The organism is Mycobacterium parmense (assembly GCF_010730575.1).
In the GTDB taxonomy this organism is placed as follows: domain Bacteria; phylum Actinomycetota; class Actinomycetes; order Mycobacteriales; family Mycobacteriaceae; genus Mycobacterium; species Mycobacterium parmense.
Window position 1 is genome coordinate 5,142,944 of the sequence record NZ_AP022614.1, and the last position, 19,488, is coordinate 5,162,431.

The 19,488-nt window shown below is 59.7% G+C and carries 11 protein-coding genes and 8 pseudogenes; 13 read left to right on the forward strand and 6 right to left on the reverse strand.

The genetic code is table 11. The features are described 5' to 3' along the window. Positions 1-209: 209 nt before the first annotated feature. Both G6N48_RS28410 and G6N48_RS23740 read left to right on the forward strand, forming a co-directional pair. Positions 210-1,085: pseudogene (locus G6N48_RS28410) on the forward strand (IS110 family transposase); the annotation flags it as partial. Positions 1,086-1,295: 210 nt separating this feature from the next. Then, positions 1,296-1,509 (forward strand): annotated as a pseudogene (locus tag G6N48_RS23740) (integrase core domain-containing protein); the annotation flags it as partial. Positions 1,510-1,551: 42 nt separating this feature from the next. Here G6N48_RS23740 and G6N48_RS23745 read toward each other — a convergent pair. After that, positions 1,552-1,865, reverse strand: a pseudogene (locus G6N48_RS23745) (IS256 family transposase); the annotation flags it as partial. Between the two features lie 190 nt (positions 1,866-2,055). Here G6N48_RS23745 and G6N48_RS29015 point away from each other — a divergent pair. The 9 genes and pseudogenes from G6N48_RS29015 to G6N48_RS23790 all read left to right on the forward strand — a co-directional run. Further along, positions 2,056-2,417: pseudogene (locus tag G6N48_RS29015) on the forward strand (metal-dependent hydrolase); the annotation flags it as partial. 506 nt (positions 2,418-2,923) lie between these two features. Then, positions 2,924-3,637, forward strand: a complete 714-nt coding sequence (locus G6N48_RS23755; RefSeq protein WP_085981747.1) for an MlaE family ABC transporter permease — start codon at positions 2,924-2,926, stop codon at positions 3,635-3,637. 110 nt (positions 3,638-3,747) lie between these two features. Then, a complete protein-coding gene (locus G6N48_RS23760; protein ID WP_371869965.1) occupies positions 3,748-4,509 on the forward strand; it encodes an ABC transporter permease in 762 nt (253 codons plus the stop codon). Positions 4,510-4,515: 6 nt separating this feature from the next. After that, a complete protein-coding gene (locus G6N48_RS23765; RefSeq protein WP_007172259.1) occupies positions 4,516-5,733 on the forward strand; it encodes an MCE family protein in 1,218 nt (405 codons plus the stop codon). Further along, positions 5,730-6,773: an MCE family protein gene (locus tag G6N48_RS23770; protein WP_007172260.1), complete on the forward strand. Its 1,044-nt coding sequence runs from the start codon at positions 5,730-5,732 to the stop codon at positions 6,771-6,773. The genes G6N48_RS23765 and G6N48_RS23770 overlap by 4 nt, the downstream gene beginning before the upstream one ends. Continuing rightward, positions 6,770-8,335 carry a virulence factor Mce family protein gene (locus G6N48_RS23775; protein ID WP_007172261.1) on the forward strand — a complete coding sequence of 522 codons (1,566 nt, stop codon included), beginning with the start codon at positions 6,770-6,772 and terminating at the stop codon, positions 8,333-8,335. The genes G6N48_RS23770 and G6N48_RS23775 overlap by 4 nt, the downstream gene beginning before the upstream one ends. Continuing rightward, on the forward strand, positions 8,332-9,846 hold the full coding sequence (locus G6N48_RS23780; protein WP_007172262.1) for a virulence factor Mce family protein: 1,515 nt from the start codon (positions 8,332-8,334) through the stop codon (positions 9,844-9,846). Before G6N48_RS23775 ends, G6N48_RS23780 begins: the two co-directional genes overlap by 4 nt. A gap of 2 nt (positions 9,847-9,848) precedes the next feature. Further along, complete coding sequence (locus G6N48_RS23785; RefSeq protein ID WP_033721559.1) at positions 9,849-10,976, forward strand: virulence factor Mce family protein; 1,128 nt, start codon at positions 9,849-9,851, stop codon at positions 10,974-10,976. Between the two features lie 5 nt (positions 10,977-10,981). Beyond that, positions 10,982-12,526, forward strand: coding sequence for an MCE family protein (locus G6N48_RS23790; RefSeq protein ID WP_007172264.1), 1,545 nt, complete (start codon positions 10,982-10,984; stop codon positions 12,524-12,526). On the opposite strand, the pseudogene G6N48_RS23795 reads toward G6N48_RS23790, so the two are convergent. The 4 genes and pseudogenes from G6N48_RS23795 to G6N48_RS28820 all read right to left on the reverse strand — a co-directional run. Beyond that, positions 12,526-12,675: pseudogene (locus G6N48_RS23795) on the reverse strand (IS3 family transposase); the annotation flags it as partial. The gene G6N48_RS23790 and the pseudogene G6N48_RS23795 sit on opposite strands and share 1 nt — an antisense overlap. A 65-nt stretch (positions 12,676-12,740) precedes the next feature. Then, positions 12,741-13,959 (reverse strand): annotated as a pseudogene (locus tag G6N48_RS23800) (ISL3 family transposase). 236 nt (positions 13,960-14,195) lie between these two features. Continuing rightward, positions 14,196-15,119 carry a ferritin family protein gene (locus G6N48_RS23805; RefSeq protein WP_007172267.1) on the reverse strand — a complete coding sequence of 308 codons (924 nt, stop codon included), beginning with the start codon at positions 15,117-15,119 and terminating at the stop codon, positions 14,196-14,198. Positions 15,120-15,232: 113 nt separating this feature from the next. Then, positions 15,233-15,447: pseudogene (locus tag G6N48_RS28820) on the reverse strand (SDR family NAD(P)-dependent oxidoreductase); the annotation flags it as partial. Positions 15,448-16,324: 877 nt separating this feature from the next. Between G6N48_RS28820 and G6N48_RS23810 the strand changes: the two are divergent. After that, positions 16,325-16,528: pseudogene (locus tag G6N48_RS23810) on the forward strand (IS3 family transposase); the annotation flags it as partial. 346 nt (positions 16,529-16,874) lie between these two features. Continuing rightward, entirely contained in the window at positions 16,875-17,891 is a 1,017-nt protein-coding gene (locus tag G6N48_RS23815) for an AurF N-oxygenase family protein (protein ID WP_033721575.1), read from the forward strand. Between the two features lie 212 nt (positions 17,892-18,103). On the opposite strand, the gene G6N48_RS23820 is transcribed toward G6N48_RS23815, so the two are convergent. Then, positions 18,104-18,967, reverse strand: coding sequence for an SDR family NAD(P)-dependent oxidoreductase (locus G6N48_RS23820; RefSeq protein WP_007172270.1), 864 nt, complete (start codon positions 18,965-18,967; stop codon positions 18,104-18,106). Between the last annotated feature and the right edge of the window lie 521 nt (positions 18,968-19,488).

Sequence of the window (19,488 nt, forward strand, 5' to 3'; positions counted from 1 at the left end):
CGGCTGTCTGGTCGCCTGACTCGTGTTATGACTGACCCAGCGGTATGGGTGTCCTGGCTGTTGATCTGTCGTCCAACGGGCGGTCGTTCCACCTCGTGCTGACCGAGCGGGCAGTGACCTCATAGAAGCCTGACCACACCAGGTCCCATCGCAGTCCCGTCACCCGACCGGCCAGCCTCAACAACCCGCTGAAGGTCGCAATGACAAGCATGGCAACCACACCTCGCCGCGGTCGAGTCGTGATCGGTGTTGATACCCACAAGTTCGTTCATGTCGCCGCCGCGTTCGACGACTTCGGCGCGGTGCTTGACACCGGAACGTTCCAAGCCGACCGCGCCGGCTATGCCGAGCTGATCGAATGGGCTAGCCACCCGGGCCACATCCTGACCTTCGCCATCGAAGGCACCGGCTCCTACGGAGCCGGCCTGACCGCAGCCGTGCGTCGCAGCGACATCGGTGTCGTGGAGGTAATGCGCACCGACCGGCGCGACCGGCGGCTGCGCGGCAAGTCCGACTTCCTGGACGCCGAAAACGCCGCCCGTGCCGTGCTTGGTAGCCATGCCACCGCCACCCCGAAGACCGCCGATGACACCGTGGATATGATCCGACAGATCAAAATCGCCAAAAATATTGCGGTCAAAGCCCGTTCGGCAGCGATGATCTCGCTGAAGACGGTCATCGTTAACGCCCCAGACGAGCTGCGTGAACAACTGCAGCCCTTGTCCAAGATGGCCCTAATCCGCCGCTACGCCGGCCTGAGGCCAGCTGGCATCAGCACGGTCGAAGCCGCAACCAAGCACACCCTGCGCTCGATCGCCCGCCGCTGGCAGCATCTCAACGAGGAGATCACTGAACACGAGAAACTACTCGCCCAATTGGTCACCGAGATCGCGCCAGAGTTGACCGCAGCATTCGGCATCGGCGCCGACACCGCCGCCGAGATGCTCATCGTCGCCGGCGACAACCCCGACCGGATCCGTATTGAAGCCGCGTGGACCAAGCTGTGCGGCGTGTGCCCGATCCCAGCCTCCACCGGCAAAACCGTTCGCCACCTGCTCAACTGGGATGGCCACCGCCAGGCTAATGCGGCGATCTACCGCACCGTCATCGTGGGCATGCAACACCATCAACCCACCCAGGCGTACCTCGCAAGACGCACCGCCGAAGGCAAGTCCAAGGCCGAAATCATCCGGTGCTTAAAACGCTTCCTTGCCCGTGAGATATGGGCCTCGTGCATCCACTGCGCACCACTCCACAAGCCGAAAAACCAGCCGCTTGACGGATATAGGAGCATCAATGCACTAGCCGAGACGGTCAACGGCCTGTACAAGACCGAGCTGATCAAGCCCGGCAAGCCCTGGCGCTCCATCAAGGACGTCGAGCTGGCCACCGCACGGCGGATCGACTGGTTCAACCACCGTCGCCTCTACGAATACTGCGGCGATATCCCCACCAGTTGAACTCGAAGCCGCCTATTGCACTCCACGCCAGAGACCAGCCGCTGGCTGAAATCTCACATCAGAAAGTCTCCGGACTCACCGGGGCGATTCAGGTGGCGGACAGATCCCTGCCGCCGAACGCGGCGACTTCGTCTTGCCACTGGGCGGTCAGCCGGGTAATCGTGGCTGCCGACAACCCGGCCCCCGACCCAGGAACTGCTCCAGGGCTCCGGCCTGAAATCCCCGCTGGACGCCCATGCAGGTACAGCAACGGCAACACCTCGGCCATCTGCGGCGACTTACGCGCTTACGCCGGCACGATCGTCGACGAGAACCGCTGCCGCTCAACGGTATCGGGATCAATACGTTTGTCATTGACCCGCGGGGCCTGCACCTTGACCGCCCCCCCGCGGTCAGCACGTCGCGGGGCTAGCGTTGCGCACCCTGTCGCTTCGCAGTACTGTAACGCCCGACACCCTGTACTGTCAGTATCCGAAACTAGAAGTTCGGGGAAAAGGTAACCTTCGTGGTCGACGGGGGCACAGGCTAGATATATAGGGGGTCGTGACCACTATGAGTGCACCGAGTGGGGTCTCGGTATCCGAGGACTCGGCGGATATGTTTCTCGGTGGGGGGAGGGCAGCAACTATTATCGTGGATGACGACATCATCTTCAGCCACTTTCTGGCGAACTTGTCGGGGTCGTTCCCGCCGGGGGAGGAGTTGTTCATTCGGTCGGTGCGCCGGTTTGCCGATGAGGTCACCGATCCTGGGTTGAAGAAGCGGGTGGCCGGGTTTATCGGTCAGGAATCGGTGCATGGCCAGCAGCATCGGGCGCTCAATGACAAGCTCGTTGACATGGGGTATCCGATTGCGTGGTGGGATTCCGAAAAGTTTGTTGATTGGGTGAAACGCATCGAGGAGGTGCTGCCGGCCCGGATTCCGCTGGCGGTGACAGCAGCCGCAGAACACTTCACCGTGGGTTCGCGACCTATGGATGACCCGGTGATCACGGCCAGAGTCATTCTCGTCGAAGACGTCCGGGATCAGACCTTTTCCAGCGTTGGGAGCTGGCGGCGTGTTTTCGCAGATGCCATTTCAATTCGGCAAAAGGCCGTGCTGAGAGGCCGTTCCAATGGTTTGAGTTCATCGTCCAAGTTGCGGTTTTTGATGCAGATGTCGACCCTGCCAACCATCGCAGCTTCTTCGTCCCTGGCGGCGCTAAGCATCTTCACGCTCAACGTGTTGTTGTGCAACGTCGGCACAACGGACATCTCTGGCGCGAGCGATGGGTTGAGCGCTACCACCCAGTATGGTCTGCTGGTCACGGTTTCGGCGGTCGCGCTGTACGTTGATCGGCTGCTGCAGCGCGACGCACGTGGTGCTGTTGTCGAGGGGCATCGGTGACGGCATCCAACGGTTTGTCGGTATACCTTCGTGAACAACTGCGGAAACCGCTAGGGCAGGTGGCCAGCTTCACTCAGATGTGTGTGCTAACCGGCAAGGCGCTTGCACGTCCGTTCCAATGGCGCGAATTCATCCTACAGGGTTGGTTTCTACTCGGTGTGTCGTTCCTGCCAACCGTTATGGTCGCAATTCCGCTCACCGTGCTAATCATCTTTACGCTGAATATCTTATTGGCCGAATTTGGGGCCGCCGACGTCTCCGGCGCTGGGGCTGCGCTCGGCGCCGTCACTCAACTGGGCCCCCTTGTGACGGTGCTCGTGGTCGCTGGCGCAGGTTCTACTGCGATTTGTGCGGATTTGGGCGCTAGGACTATTCGCGAGGAGATCGATGCGATGGAGGTGTTGGGCATCGACCCGATTCATCGACTGGTAGTTCCCAGGGTGGTTGCATCGACCATTGTAGCCCTGCTGCTCAATGGCGCGGTGATCAGTATCGGGCTGGTCGGCGGGTTCTTGTTCGGTGTGTATATCCAGAATGTTTCGGCCGGCGCATACGTTTCGACCCTAACCTTGATTACTGGATTGCCCGAGGTGCTGATCTCGATTGTGAAGGCCACCTTATTCGGGCTTATTGCCGGGCTGGTGGGTTGCTACCGCGGGTTGACAGCCGGCGGGGGAGCCAAAGGGGTGGGCACAGCAGTCAACGAAACGTTGGTTCTTGCGGTGGTCGCATTATTTGCGGTCAACGTGGTGCTGACTACCATTGGTGTGCGGTTCGGAACGGGGCGTTGAGATTGGCTTCCCCGACGGTCGTGCAATCACGTTTCCCACGCGCTTGGAAGCTAGGCGCCGGATGGGTCGGCGCTCCTGGCCGTGCGCTCGACGCCTCTGGTGATGTCGCGCTGTTCGTCGGCGAAGTGCTCCGTTATCTCGGGTTTACCCTAAAGAATTACCGAAAGGAAGTCTTGCGCCTGATCGCCGAGATCGGCATGGGCACTGGCGCAATGGCCGCCGTCGGCGGCACGGTGGCGATCATCGGCTTTGTGACGCTATCGGCCGGTTCGCTGATTGCGATTCAAGGGTTCGCCTCGCTAGGCAATATCGGCGTTGAGGCGTTCACCGGTTTCTTCGCCGCGCTAGCGAATGTGCGTGTGGTGGCGCCAATCGTAACTGGCACTGCTTTAGCCGCGACCGTCGGGGCCGGTGCTACAGCGCAATTGGGCGCCATGCGGATCAGCGAGGAGATTGATGCGCTTGAGGTGATGGGAATCAAATCAGTTTCGTATTTGGTATCTACCCGAGTTATTGGCGCCTTCATCGTCACTATCCCACTATATTCGGTCGCGGTCCTCCTCTCGTTCTTTTCCGCCCAGCTGGTGACAACTTTGTTCTATGCGCAATCAATCGGAACGTATGACCATTACTTCAACACTTTCCTGAGGGTTAACGACTTCTGGTACTCTCTTGCGGAGACGGTCGCCATTTCGGCAGTCGTGATGTTGAACCACTGCTACTACGGATACAACGCCAGCGGCGGTCCGGTTGGAGTCGGCGTGGCAGTCGGGAGATCGATGCGCGCATCGCTAATCGCCATCGTAATGGTCGTGCTAATGGCTTCGTTAGCGATTTACGGCGTCAACCCCAACTTCAATCTCACGGTGTAAATTATTATGGCAACCACAAGCAAGCGGCTACGGCGACTTATTTCGGTCCGAAAGTTAGCGGGGCTGGCTTTGTGGCTCATCACCGCGGTCGTGCTGATCGTCGTCTGGGTCCAGTTCCGGGGTGGCTTCACACCCAAGATAACCTTAACAGCATTGGCTAGCCGGTCGGGTTTGGTCTTGGATCGGGGGGCGAAAGTCACTTACAACGGGGTGGAGATCGGCCGGGTGGGCAGCATCAGCGAGGTGGAGCGTGACGGAAAGCCGGCGGCCAAGCTGCTGCTGGAAATTGCGCCAAAATACGCCGGGCTGATCGCGCTAAACGTAAATGCCGAAATTACAGCCACCACGGTGTTTGGCAACAAGTACGTGTCGTTGAGTTCGCCCAAACAACCTGTGGCCCGGAAGGTTACACCGGCTGACATAATTGTGGTGAGGTCGGAAACAACGGAGTTTAACACGTTGTTCGAGACGGTCATGCAGATTTCAGAGAAGGTGGATCCGGTCAAGGTGAACTTAACGCTTTCGGCGGTGGCTGCAGCGTTAAATGGGCAAGGCGATAAATTCGGGGCTTCGATCATCAATGGAAACACCATACTCGATGACATCAACCCGCAGATGCCTCAAATCCGCCATGATATTCAACGGTTGGCGGATTTAGCCGATATCTACGGGGATGCCTCGCCGGATCTTTGGAGCGCCCTCGATAACGCAGTCACCACGGCGCGTACCTTCAACCAGCAAAAGAAGGATCTGGACGCCGCACTCTTGGCCGCGGTGGGGGTTGGAAACACCGGTGCCGACATCATTGACCAGAGCAGATCGGACCTGCAGCATGCGGTCAGCGACCTGGTGCCGGTGACTCAACTGCTTGACACCTACAGTCCGGAGCTTTACTGCCTTTTTCACCATGGCGCTAATGTGCTACCGAAAGTGACGGATGGGGAGAGCGGCAACGGTTACTCGGTAAGGTTAACAGGCACGATCTTGGGAGGAACAAATGCGTACGTCTATCCTGACAACTTGCCGCGAGTGAATGCTCACGGCGGACCGGGCGGGAAACCGGGATGCTGGAAGACCATTACCCGCGATCTGTGGCCTGCTCCGTACTTGGTAACGGATAGCGGTTCCAGCATCGCGCCATACACCCACTTTGGAATCCCGCAACCGCAGGCCAATGAATACGTGTGGGGCCGCCAGTGGGGGGAGAACACGATCAACCCATGAAAAAAATCACCGCTACGGCAGTGAAGTTTAGTACTGCCGTATTAACTTTAATTGCCGTGACGGTCATCATTGTCGTGGTGTTCGCCCAGTTGCGCTTTAACAAGACCTCCAGCTACACGGCCGAATTCAGTACTGCGAGCGGCTTGCGCGCCGGCCAGTTTGTCCGTGCCTCCGGGGTGGAGATCGGCAAAGTAAGCAGCGTACGGATCACGGAGGGCGGTCATCGGGTGCGTGTGGACTTCGAAGTAGACCGTTCGGTGCCGCTTTATCAGTCGACGACCGCGTCCATTCGCTATGCCGACCTACTTGGGCAGCGCTACGTAGAACTTAAGCGCGGCGACGGTGAAGGGATGGATCGGGTGTTGCCGCCGGGTGGGTTTATCCCGCTGTCACGTACGGAGCCAGCCCTGGATTTAGATGCACTGATCGGTGGTTTCAAGCCGGTGTTTCGCGCGCTCGATCCCGACAAAGTCAATACGATTGCGACCGCGATCGTCACTGTGTTTCAGGGCCAAGGTGGCACGATCAACGATATCTTGGACCAGACGGCGCAACTAACCGCGCAGATCGCTGGACGTGACCAGGCAATCGGTGAAGTCATCTCAAACCTTAACGTCGTGCTAGAGACCACGGTCAAGCATCGCAAGGAATTCGACCAAACGATCGACAACGTCGATAAGTTGATCACCGGGTTGAGCAATCAAGCCGATCCGCTCGCGGCCAATGTCGCGCACATCGGTAATGTGGCCGGCACGCTGGCGGATCTGTTGTCAGACAATCGGCCACTGCTGCAGAAGGCCGTTGGCTATGTGCAGAATACCCTCCAACCGCTAATTGACCGGCTCGACTACGTCGACGGGGTGTTACGGGACGCCCCACAATCTGCGAAGCGTGTCGCGGGTATCGGGGGGCTTTATGGCGACTTCTTCAATTTCTACGCGTGCGACGTCACGCTGAAGGTTGATGGCCTGCAGCCTGGCGGGCCCGTCCGTACCGTGAAGCTTTGGAGTCAGCCGACGGGGAGGTGCACTCCGAAGTGAGAACCCTTCAAGCAATCAATCCGTATCGGATGGGGGCGATGGGAATCATCGTTGCAGCGGTGGTGACCGGAGTAGGGCAAAGCTTCACCAGCATTCCGATGTTGTTTGCCCAGGCAACCTATTACGGAGAGTTCAAAGACACAGGCGGGCTGAACAAGGGCGATAAAGTTCGCATCGCTGGGGTAAATGTCGGCGAAGTGCAGGGATTTACGATCAATGGCAACCATGTAGTCATGAAGTTTTCCATCGGCTCCAATACAATCGGATCTAAAAGCCGTCTTGCGATCCGTACCGATACCATCCTGGGGAAGAAAGTGCTCGAGATCGATCCCCAAGGCTCCCGCGTGCTCCAACCAAATGCGACACTCCCGCTTGGGCAAACCACCAGCCCGTACCAGATCTACGACGCGTTCTTCGACGTCACGAAGGCGGCTACCGGCTGGGACATCAATACAGTCAAACGCTCCCTGAATGTGCTGTCGCAGACAGTTGAGCAGACTTACCCGCATCTGAGTGCAGCACTGGATGGTGTGGCCAAGTTCTCTGACACGCTAGGGAAACGCGACGAGCAAATCCAACGGCTGCTTGCTGACGCTAGGAAGGTGGCAAGCATACTCGGTGATCGCAGCAAGCAAATCGATCGGATTTTGGTTAACACGCAGATCGTTCTGGCGGCGTTCAACGAGCGCAAGAGTGCCATCGACGGCTTGCTGGGCAATATCGCCGCCGTTTCCGCCCAGTTGAAGGGTTTGATCGATGACAACCCGAATCTGCATAACGTTGTCGAGCAATTGAGGACGATTAGCGATCTGCTACTCAAACACAAAAAAGATCTCGTCGAGTGGGCGCCTAACGTAAGCTATTATGCGTCGGCTTTGGCGGAGTCGGTAGCGTCGGGTCCCTACTTTAAGGTGGCTCTGCTGAATCTTGCACCTTTTTGGATGACTCAGCCTTGGGTCGACGCGGCGTTCAAGAAACGTGGGATCGACCCTGAACAATTCTGGCGCAGCGCTGGTTTGCCCGCCTACCAGTTCCCCGATCCTAACGGCACCCGGTTTCCCAATGGCGCGCCACCGCCAGCTCCGCCGGTAAGGGAGGGCACCCCGGACCATCCAGGACCGGCGGTTCCGCCAGGCGCGTCGTGCGCTTACACCCCCGCAGAGGACGGTTTGCCGCGGCCATGGAACCCGCTTCCCTGCATGGGTTTGGGCGCCGGCCCTTTCGGTGGCCCGTCGACGATCGCGCCGTTTGACGTCCAAACGTCACCTCCCGACCCTAATGGGCTGCCACCAACACCCGGTATCCCGATTGCCGGACGACCTGACGAGCCCCCGCCGAATGTGCCAGGCACTCCGGTGCGGCTTCCCGTAAAAGCTCCACCAGGCGCGCGTACCGAGAACCTGGCGCCGGCCGGCCCGACATCACCGCCGTCGACCTTCGCGCCAGGACTCCCCCCGGGACCACCATTCCCGCCGGGCCCGGGCCCGCAGCTGCCGGGCCCATTCATCACCCCGGGCGGAACAGGAGGCAGCGGCGCTGCGACGGGAGGCAGCCAGAATTGAGTACTGTTTTCGATATACGCAAAATTCAACTCCCGAAGTTTTCGCGAACTGCAATCATCGTTGGGTCCTTGGTGATACTGCTGGCGTCTATTACGACGCTGGCTGCTCGGGATTTCTACGAAAAAATGACCAATAACACGGTGGTTGCGTATTTCCCGGAGGCAAACGCGCTTTATGTCGGGGACAAGGTCCAGATAATGGGTGTGCGAGTGGGCGCGATCGACAAGGTCGAGCCGTCGGGTGACAAGATGAAGGTGACTTTCCACTACGAGAAAAAATACAAAGTGCCCGCTGACGCCTCTGCGGTGATCCTCAATCCCGCGCTGGTCGCCTCGCGCGTCATTCAGCTGGAACCGCCCTATGAAGGCGGCCCATCGCTAGGAAATCATGCGGTGATCCCCATCGAACGAACACAGGTGCCGGTGGAATGGGATCAGTTGCGCAATGGTATCACGGACATTATCTCGAAGCTGGGACCTACGCCCGAGCAGCCCAAGGGGCCTTTCGGCGAAGTCATCGAATCTTTCGCGGACGGCTTGGCCGGCAAAGGCAAAGAGATCAACAGTACTTTGACCGGGCTTTCGCAAGCGTTGACCGCGCTAAATGACGGGCGTGCCGATTTCTTTGCCGTGCTGCGCAGCATGGCCTTATTCGTCAACGCGCTATATAAAGATGATCGGAATTTCGTCGCTTTGAATAAGGACCTCGCCGTATTTACCAGTTCACTTACCAGCTCAGATCCCGGGCTTGCGAAGGCACTGCAACAGGTAGACGATATGCTTCCCGCATTGCGAAAGCTTCTAGCGGACAATCGTGATGGGCTAACCCACGACATCAACACCCTCGCCGATGTGACCACCGCGCTGGTTCAACCCGAGCCGCTGAATGCGCTTGAAACGGCGCTGCATGTCTTCCCCCATTTTGCCGCCAACGCCCTCGCAATCTATGAGCCGGCGCACGGCGCGCTGACAGGTGCAATAGCCCTGCCAAACTTTGCCAACCCATTGCAGTTCATCTGCAGCGCGATGCAGGCCGGCAGCCGTATGGGATACCAAGAGTCTGCCGAACTGTGCGCACAATACTTGACGCCGGTTTTGGATGCGATCAAGTTCAATGGACCCCCGGCTGGCATCAACCTGTACCAAACTCCTGCTGTACTGCCCAAACATATCGCATATTCCGAGCCTCGGTTACAGCCTCCGCCGGGGTTCAAGGACACCACGGTCCCCGGGATTTGGGCGCCGGACTCGCCGTTGTCACATGGTAACCACGAGCCCGGCTGGGTCGTAGCGCCCGGTGAGCAAGGCCTCACAGTGGGACCGGCTACCGAAAGCTTGCTGACACCGGACTCGCTCGCTGAGCTGATGGGAGGCCCGGACACGACACCGCCGCCATCAAGGTTTCAGACGCCGCCGGGGCCGCCCAACGCCTATTCCAATATGGGTCCACCGCCGCCGGGCCCGCCACCCGCCGCTGACGCAGCATCAGTCGCGACAGGATCCGGCCAGTGAGCATGCGGGCGGGAATGTCACGGTTCGTGGCGCTATTTGCGGCCGCTACAGTACTTACCTCGTGTGCTAGCTGGCGAGGTATCGCTAATGTGCCACTGCCTGGTGGCCCGGGAAGCGAATCCGGCTCTTATACGATTTATGTGCAGATGCCGGAAACGCTGGCTTTGAATGCCAATAGTCGGGTACGCGTCGCCGACGTTTTTGTCGGCAGGGTACGCGCAATCGGCCTGAAAAACTGGATCGCGACGTTGACCTTGGATCTAGAAAAGGGCGTCAAGCTACCGAAGAACGCCACCGCGAAGATCGGGCAGACCAGCCTGCTCGGCTCACAGCATGTGGAGCTGGCGTCGCCAGCCAACCCATCACCGCAACTATTGAAGAACGGCGACATCATCCCGCTGCAGAATGCGTCCGCCTATCCCACCACCGAGCGGGTCCTGGCCAGTTTTGCCGCGGTGCTGCGCGGTGGCGGCATCCCTAACGTCGAAGTGATCGCAAGTGAAGTCCGTAACATGCTGACTGGGCGGGCCGATCAGATACATGATTTCCTCAAGAAGCTCGACACCTTCACCGCCCGACTAAACGAGCAACGTGATGACATCACTCGCGCTATCGACTCCACAGACCGGCTGTTGACTTATGTAGCCAAGCAATCAGACACCCTGGACCACGTTCTCACCGAGTTTCCCCCATTGGCAAAGCATTTCGCTGAACAACGACAGCCGTTCCTCGATGCGACCAATGCGTTGGGCCGGTTTAGCGACGTCCTCAATCAGACCTTGACGGCGGCGCGTCCCGACTTGGATAAAGACGTGCGCCAACTGCAGCGTCCCCTGAAACAACTCAGCCGGGCTTCGATGGATCTGGTCGAGACGCTAAAGATTGCCTTGACCCTCCCGTTCAGCGCCGACGCCATCCCGAAGGTGGTACACGGCGACTCAATGAATGTTTCGATAACCTTGGACCTCACCTTGAGTGCAATCGATAATGCGCTCCTCACCGGAACCGGGTTCTCCGGCGCACTGCGAGCGCTTGAGCAATCGTGGGGCCGCGATCCGAACACCATGCTTCCCGATGTCAGGTTCGCACCCAACCCCGCCGACGAACCCCCCGAGCGTGACGAGGAGTAGGCAGCATGTTGACTCGACGCCTTCGCCTTCAGCTAACCGTGTTCACTATCGTCACGATGCTCGCCATGAGCGTTCTTGGGTGGCATTATCTGAGGTTGCCGAGCGTCGTTGGGATGGGCCAGTACAGTTTGGAGGTGGATTTACCCACGTCGGGAGGGCTTTATCCCACTGCAAACGTCACCTACCGCGGAATCACCGTGGGAAAGGTAACTCGGGTAGAGCCGACCGAACAAGGAGTTCGGGCCACATTGCGTATCAGCGACCAGTACAAAATCCCAATTGACTCCTCGGCGAACGTGCATTCGGTGTCGGCGGTCGGCGAACAATACATAGACCTAGTATCCGCGCAGAATCCGGCCAAGTATTTCTCGCCCGGCCAGACCATCACTAACAGCACGGTGCCTAAACGAATTGGCCCGACCCTGGATACCGTTAACCATACATTGGACGTCCTGCCCAAAGACAAGATCGCCGGACTACTCGATGAGACAGCTCAAGCGGTCGGCGGCCTGGGCCCAGCCCTGCAGCGGCTAGTCGACTCGACCCAATCGATCGTTGGGGATTTCAAAACAAACCTTAGCGACGTCAACGATATCGTCCAAAACGCAGCACCGATCATCGACAGCCAGGCCAACTCGCGTGATCCCATCGAGCGGTGGGCGCACAACTTAAATACTCTCGACGCGCAGGCCGCGGAAAAGGACAAACAGCTCAAGAGCATCCTGGGCCAGGTTGCGCCGACCGCCGATCAGATTAAAGCCGTGCTCGGCGACGTTCGCGAAACTTTGCCGCAGACCCTAGCAAATGTTGCGATTGTGGCCGATCTGCTCAAGCGGTACAACAAGAATGTAGAGCAATTGCTGGTCATACTTCCGCAAATTCCCGCATTCGGTGAGACAGTGACCGCTGCTTACCCACATACGTTTTCTCTTTCGTTCCAAACGCCAATAAATATGACCCCTGCTTGCCTGACGGGGTTCTTGCCGGCATCGCAATGGCGATCCTTTGTGGACGAGACTCCCGGGCTTTTGACCACGCGATACTGCAAGATTCCGATGGAGGCACAAAACGCGGTCCGCGGCGCGCGTAATTATCCCTGTGTCGATGTTCCCGGCAAGCGCGCGGCCACGCCGCGCGAATGCCGCAGCAAAGAGCCGTATGTCCCGCTGGGGACCAATCCTTGGTACGGGGATCCGAACCAGATTCTAAGCTGCCCCGCACCTGCGGCGCGCTGTGATCAGCCGGTGAAACCCGGCTTGGTCATACCGGCTCCGTCGGTCGATACCGGCATCAATCCGCTTCCTTCCGACCGGGTGACGGGGACGCCTCCTCCACGAAGCGATCCACTGCAACGGCCAGGTTCTGGGAGCGTCCAGTGCAACGGTCAGCAGCCGAACCCGTGCATTTACATTCCTAGCGGTGCTGCAGCTATCTATAGTCCGCAAAGCGGCGAGTTCCTAGGGCCCGATGGCGTCAAATACACCATCGAAGATTCGGCCAAAATAGGAGACGACGGTTGGAAGGAGATGTTAGGACCTCAACCTCGGTGAAGCGGCCGCCCATCGGTGGTGACATCGAACTGGAAGTCGACCGCCCACACCCGGTTGGCCGCATCGGCGACCGTGGTCGGCGCGGTGGAACTGCCGCGGCGGTTGCGTCGTCACCGCTGCGGTACGCGCAGTCCTTCTTCACGCCAAAGCGGCTCTTCGTAATTCAGAGTGCGTTGACGAGTGAGTGCAGGGCTCCGCTGTGCAGCAGTGAGCGTCATCGGTAGTGGGTTAGGTTTCTGAATCCCAGCGCGTTGCGGCGCAGTGCTTCCAGTCGGCCGTTGATCGCTTCGGTGGGGCCGTTGAGGCGTGGTGGTCGAAGAAGGCCAGGATGTCGTTGCGGCGGCGCCATAGAGTGCGGCCGAGTTGGGCCAGTTCCTCGAGCTCGTCGGGGACGCCATGGCGCAGGGTGTTGATGATCGTGGTCATCATGGTTTTGCCGCGGCGGCGGTCGGGGTGGGCGTAGGCGGCGATCAGGCGTTGGTAGAAGCTCCAGCACAGTTGGACCGCGAGGTGGGCCTCATCGGTGAAAACGGCTTCCAGTCGGGCTTTTTGGTGCGCATTGAGCAGCGGATAGCGGGTGCGCAACGTGCCCCGCACAAGGTAAGCGGGTCACCCGTGCGGCCGCGGTGCCCGCATGTCTGTTGTTGGATGCGCTGGCGGCACAGGTCGAGCTTGGCGCCGGCCAGCGCGACGACATGGAAGGGGTCCATGACCGCGGTGGCCTCAGGCAGCTGATCTGTCGCCGCGGTCTTGTAGCCGCCGAACCCGTCCATCGCCACGACCTGCACCTGTTCGCGAAACGCTTAGCTCTGCTCAGACAGCCAGCTGCTCAAGGCGGCTGCCGAACGTCCGGGGACCAGGTCGAGCAGCCGCGCACGGCCGGTGCCATCGAGCACGGGAGTCAGGTCGATGATGACGGTGACGTAGCCCTCTGAGTCGGGTCGACGCACATGTGACCAGCGATGCTCATCAACCCCGATGACCCGCACGCCGTCGAGTCGGCCGGTGTCGTTGGCCACGATCAGCTGGGTGGCGTCCATGGCGATGGTGTTGACAGTGTCCCAGGACAGGCCGAGCTCGCGGGCGACCGCGGCGACGGTGGCGTGGTCGATCATCAGCCGGTGACAGATGTAGCGGGCGCATCTGCGGGTGGTCGACCATCCTGGCCGCGCTAGCGCAGAGGTGTTGTGGGCGAACACTTCCCGCTCACAGGCGGTGTCGACACAGCGGTAGCGCGGCACCCGCAGGCGAAGTGGATGCCCGACCACCGGCACATCAGTCACGTTGCGGATCACAGTGTCACGGTTGACGTCTCGACGGCAGCCCGGACAATGCCGCTGGCCATCATCGAGCAAGTTGCAAAACACCACCGTGGCCTCGCCGTCGACAGCAGCATCGGTGATCGTCACCCCAAGTTCGACCGTGCGCACGATCGTGTCGGCAACAACAGCAGCAGAACAAGACGTAGGCTCGGACACAGGACTCCCCAGAAGGCAGACGACAAAGGTGTAGGAACCTGCATCCTCTGCCCGCCGCCCGTATTAGCTCACCGACACGACCCAATCAACAAGTCGCCGCAGCGTTTACCTGCACTCCATTTCCGGAAGAGCCGGCAAACGGTTCGCTGACCCCCAGCCGGCACCGACGATCAGAACGGTCGATTGATCGGTCACTTGGAAACCGGTTCGTATGTCATGTCCCCAGCCCAGGAGGGCAGTTTGCCGAACACCTGGACGGGGAAATGGTCGACAAGGGTACCTAGCCCCTGGGAAAAGAAATGGAAAGGTTGAGCGCGGTTGATAGTCGCAGACATGTGCGTCCGAAGGATGTGATAAGCGGGAATTCGGCGGGTGAACTCGCTTCGATCGCCGATATTCGAGTAGCGTGTGACCGCGTTGTATAGCTTCTCCTCCGAGAGGCCCCACGCAGTGAGGTTAGCCATCATCCTGGTGAGCAGCGGTATATACATTAGGGAGCCGAGGAGAATTCTCGGATCAATAATGGACCCCACCGTCTCGATCACGTGCACCCGCACCGGGCTGGCGCCGAGGTCATTGAGAACTTGGAAACCCACTGCAAGATGGCGAGATTCGTCACTATTGACCTTACTGAAGACCTCGCCGCACAACGGGTCTGCCACCTCGTCTAGAAGGAACTTCAGCAACGCGCCGTCGAGGGCGCATTCCAACGCCGGGATCGCAGAGCTCATCACCGTCAACGGGAGCGCATCGCTATAGTGGTCGATCCACTCGATCCCCAGCCGAATATTCTTATTCGGCACAGGTGTCTCTCCTGGCTCGAGCATTCCCCAGCGATGCATGAGGGCAAGTTCGGCATTAGCGTGCCGCTGCTCCTCGGCGTGGAAGTAGTGGTAGATCTCTCTTAACGCCTCGAACGGCGCCTTAGGCGCCATCGCCTCGAAAGCACGCGCTCCGACATGCTCGATCCACACCACATCTGACATGAATTGTTTGAGGTGGGGCCGTTGCTCGTCGGTAATCAACTCCGCGCCTGGGGCTTCCCAATCGATGTCGGCAAGCGCCCACTGTCGGTCTTTAATCGTTTGCAGCATATCGCTGTATTCGAACGCCATTTCCCTACTCCGATCTGGTTCTTCAAATCGCCCGGTGGCTATTTACCGCGCGACCCACTCGATGACACCAAGCCCACCGGTATAGCTCCTGGGCGCCATTCTCTCGGCCTGCCATCACAGGTAATGTCCGAACCTTGACCACCAGCTTGGACGACAAGTCCAACGGTCTCCTTAGCCCGTCCCGGATCGATATCGGCGCAGACACCCGCGCACCCCGACGAGCAAGCTCAACGCCAAAGCCGCGGCCAATGCCGCTGCCAGCTCTCGTGACTACAGCGACAGCACCATGAGTGAGCACATCTGAGCCGCCGAATGGCACCAGCCTCATCGGCGACCGCACGCGCGGGAGCCAGCAGGATCCGCAACCACAAACTGGTGGCACTGGCCCTAAGTGTGGGCGCATGACACCAGTTTTGTGCCGCTCCGGGCGCCTTGTCAAGACGCCGCCTGGACTCAGCAAATGCGTGGGTAGACCCGCTCGTCGCGTCAGCTAAGAATGCGCGCGTGCGGCGCACCTGATCAGCCAAGGATAACGCGCTGGATAGGCCCAGCTGGTGGTACTGAAGGTGAGTCAACGCAAGGTGGTGCTGAGGCGATCGTAACCGCTACGTGGGGACGGACAGGGCCGGCAATGGCCGGAATCTCGACCAGTTGTGCGCCATCACCGGCTGGCGTCGCAATCACGTGCGTAACGCACTCAAGGACACGCTGCGCCCGAAGGTCGTCACGAAAAGACGGCCGCAGCCGCCAAAGAATGGGCCGAAGTCCTTGCGGTGCTGACCTTTGCTGGGAATTGTAGGGCATGCTGGCGGCAGACGACTGCCGCCTTATGCTGGGCGGGTTAGACGGGTATGGGGGGCTGGGGCCTCCGCTCACATGTGAACGTGGGTTGCCGTCAGAAAGTTGGTCCTGGTCGGTAGAGCCACAGTTGTGGGAGGCCCAAGTGGTAGTTCAGCGGACGAGCCATTCTGACCTGGCGCTCGCCCTCAGGAGATGAAAATTATGCAGTGGTCGCCTGTCGACGCCGTCTAACAACTGTGGTCCTACGAGGCCGTGCATCGAGCCGGGCGTCGGATGCCGCTGTTGGGCCCTTCACTGTTGCCGCTAGTTGAGCACGAGGATCAGAATCGTTGTCCCCATGCGTTATCCGCGGGCGGCCGCACCTTGAGATGAACAGGTGTGAGTGTGCAGTGAGGAGATGATGGCGCGCGGATTCCCCGTTTCGCCGCGGCCCGCTGAACACCCTGTCCGACGTCGAACACGTCACCGCCGACTATGTCGCCTGGTACAACCAGCAGCGGCTCATGCACCGCCTCGGACGAGTCCCACGCGCCGAAGCCGAAGCCCAGTACTATTCCCAACACGTGACCGACCAACCGGCCGGCTCACAGAACCCCGAGGGTGCATAGGATGGTTCACTTCGGCCGCACTGCTTGAACACAGCGGCTGGAGCGTGCCTCGAGGACGCGACGAGCGGGATAGTGTACAAATTACTGATCGCTGATGCCCCCAACCTCGGCTCCGGCGACATCGGTGCCCGCGCCCCTGCCAAGCGAGCTAGGAGCGGGCGATATCGTAATGAAAATGACTTTCAATAGGCTCGTGGTGGCGTGGCTGCGCGACGGCCCGAACCTGTTGCGGCGGGTACAAGCCCTTAAATGGACAGGCTTTTGAAAAGTTGGCGATACCAGCGGTACCGTATCAGTAGCTTTTCTGATGTGAACTTTCGGTAGGAGGCTGGCGATGGCCCAGAAGATCGCTCGGACGAGGTTGGTGCGGCGTTGGCGCCGCAACATGGACGTGCTGGACGACGCCGAGTATGCCGACGTGCTGCGCGTCCTGTCTGAGGGCTCAGTGCGACGCAATTTCAACCCATACATCGACATCGACTGGACCGCACCTGAGTACGCGGTAGTCGACAACGACCCCCGCTGGAAGTTGCCGGCGACTGACCCGCTGGGCCGGCACCCGTGGTATCAGGCGCAGTCGGAGGAACGCCAAATCAGGATCGGCATGTGGCGTCAGGCCAATGTGGCCAAGGTGGGGCTGCACTTCGAGTCGGTCCTCATCCGCGGCCTGATGGGGTACGCGTTCTGGGTGCCGAACGGGTCCCCGGAGTACCGGTACTGCCTGCACGAGGCGGTCGAAGAGTGCAACCACACCATGATGTTTCAGGAGATGGTGAACCACATCGGCGCCGACGTGCCTGGGATGCGGCGGCAGCTGAAGTGGCTTTCGCCGCTGATCCCGCTGGTCGCTAGCCCTCTGCCGATCCCGTTCTGGTTCGGCATCCTCGCCGGTGAGGAACCCATCGACCACACTCAGAAGAACGTGTTACGTGAGGGCAAGGAACTGCACCCGATCATGGAGCGGGTGATGTCCATCCACGTGGCCGAAGAGGCTCGGCACATCTCGTTTGCTCACGAGTATCTGCGTAAGCGTGTGCCGCACTTACCGCGGCGTAAGCGGTTTTGGCTGTCGTTATACGTGCCGGTGATTATGCGGGTGGCATGCTCGGCGATCGTGGTCCCGCCGAAGGCCTTCTGGCAGGAATTCGACATCCCGCGCGAGGTCCGCAAGCAGGTGTTCTTCGGGTCCCTGGAGTCGCGCAAGGCGCTGCGTGACATGTTCGGTGACGTGCGGATGCTGTGCTACGACACCGGGCTGATGAACCCGATCGCGCGAATGGTGTGGCGGATCTGCAAGATCAACGGCAAGCCGTCGCGTTATCGCTGCGAGCCGCAGCGCCAGCACCTGGTCGCGGTCGCCTAGCGTTGTGAGTCACTAATTTGGAGCAGTAGTTAGCTGATGCTGCCAGGATTTGGTCGGCGGTTCTGATCCAGACGTAGGGTCGAGGATTGTCGTTCCAGATGAATCGTCCTGCAAATCCCGGAGGCTCCTGACCTTGGTAACGAGGATGCAGGTATGCCAACGTTGTGGCTCCACCAGCAAATCATTTCGCCAGTCGTCAGGGTTGGCTCTTACTACCTGGGCAGGCCGAGGCGTTCGGCGAGTCGACGCCCCGCACCGTAGCGCCCGGTGCGATAGAACGACGCCATGATGTCCTCGTAGCGAGGGCCGAGGATTCGGGGAATGGCATCGAAAACTCTTGCGTCAGGACCGATCAGCACCCGCGGCTTATTCTTCTTGACCCCACGCAGTATCGCCCTCGAGGCTGATTCGGGGCTGGTGAACGCGATCCTATGGAAAAGGCGGCTAAGCGTTTCGGGGTCCGAGCCGTCGGGCAGCCCTCGGGCGTGACCGGCGATGTTGGTCTTCACCCCGCCCGGGTGAACGCAGGTCACACCTACCGGATGCCTGGCGGCCCGGAGTTCTTGGCGTAGGGCCTCGGTGAAGCCGCGGACGGCGAATTTGGCGGCATTGTAGGCGCTTTGTGACGGAATCCCGACGAACCCGAAAACCGATGACACATTGACGATGTGGCCATCGCCGGACGCGATCAGGTGCGGCATGAATGCCTTGGTGCCATGGGCCACCCCCCAAAAGTTGATGCCCATCAGCCACTCGAAGTCGTCCCAATCCATGTCGGCCACGTCGGCCGAGAGTGCCACACCCGCGTTGTTGAAAACAAGGTTCACTCTGCCGAATTCACTGACGACATTCTTTGCGTGTTCGTAAACTGCCGGCCGTTGGGCTACATCGAGCTCGAACGGCACCGCCTTAGCTCCGACCTTCTCGCATCGACCAGCGGTATCGGCCAGCGCGCTCGTATCGATGTCCGACAGCGCCAGCTGCGCCCCCTGTTCAGCCAAGCTCAACGCCAGGTTACGGCCGATACCTGAGCCAGCGCCGGTGATTACTGCCACTTTATTGGTGAAGTCCTTCATAAACTGATCGCCTCCGAATGTATTTGGACTGGCCGACGGCCGGTTCCGCAGATCGTTGACACCGCCCCCATCCTCTTCTGTAACAACCAGAGTCCACTGCACTACACGGCATGGCGCTGGGTGCCAATCCCGTCCGGGATGTTCACCGTCGCCACAGGCGCCCGTAGAGCAGCTAGAACCGCTAGGTATCCCGGAACATGAAACGCGAGCCTCCCTGTTACGCGCCGTACGAGTGGTTGCTGAGAGCCTCGATGCCGGTATCCAGCTTGAACGCTCCCTGCTTCCGAGTAAGCAATTTTCCGAACAAACAGTATACGTAACGACTAGTACTATGTACTGCGGTTTGGGCCGATTGTCAAAACAGTTTAAAGGCAGGAGTCGTGGAGGTGACAGCGTACGCGGCGGTGTGATGCGGCTCTCAAACGCAGCGCTTCTACACGTCATTGCGGAGTCTTGCGCGCCCTGTCGATCCGCAGTAACGTCTCACTAAACACCTAGTACTGTCGGTATCGGAAACCGGG

Bases quoted from the DNA above. Each gene is read 5' to 3' on its own strand.
- G6N48_RS23820 (WP_007172270.1), bottom strand. From the start codon at position 18,967: ATGAAGGACTTCACCAATAAAGTGGCAGTAATCACCGGCGCTGGCTCA.
- G6N48_RS23785 (WP_033721559.1), top strand. From the start codon at position 9,849: ATGCGGGCGGGAATGTCACGGTTCGTGGCGCTATTTGCGGCCGCTACA.
- G6N48_RS23790 (WP_007172264.1), top strand. From the start codon at position 10,982: ATGTTGACTCGACGCCTTCGCCTTCAGCTAACCGTGTTCACTATCGTC.
- G6N48_RS23765 (WP_007172259.1), top strand. From the start codon at position 4,516: ATGGCAACCACAAGCAAGCGGCTACGGCGACTTATTTCGGTCCGAAAG.
- G6N48_RS23770 (WP_007172260.1), top strand. From the start codon at position 5,730: ATGAAAAAAATCACCGCTACGGCAGTGAAGTTTAGTACTGCCGTATTA.
- G6N48_RS23805 (WP_007172267.1), bottom strand. From the start codon at position 15,119: ATGGCGTTCGAATACAGCGATATGCTGCAAACGATTAAAGACCGACAG.
- G6N48_RS23755 (WP_085981747.1), top strand. From the start codon at position 2,924: ATGTGTGTGCTAACCGGCAAGGCGCTTGCACGTCCGTTCCAATGGCGC.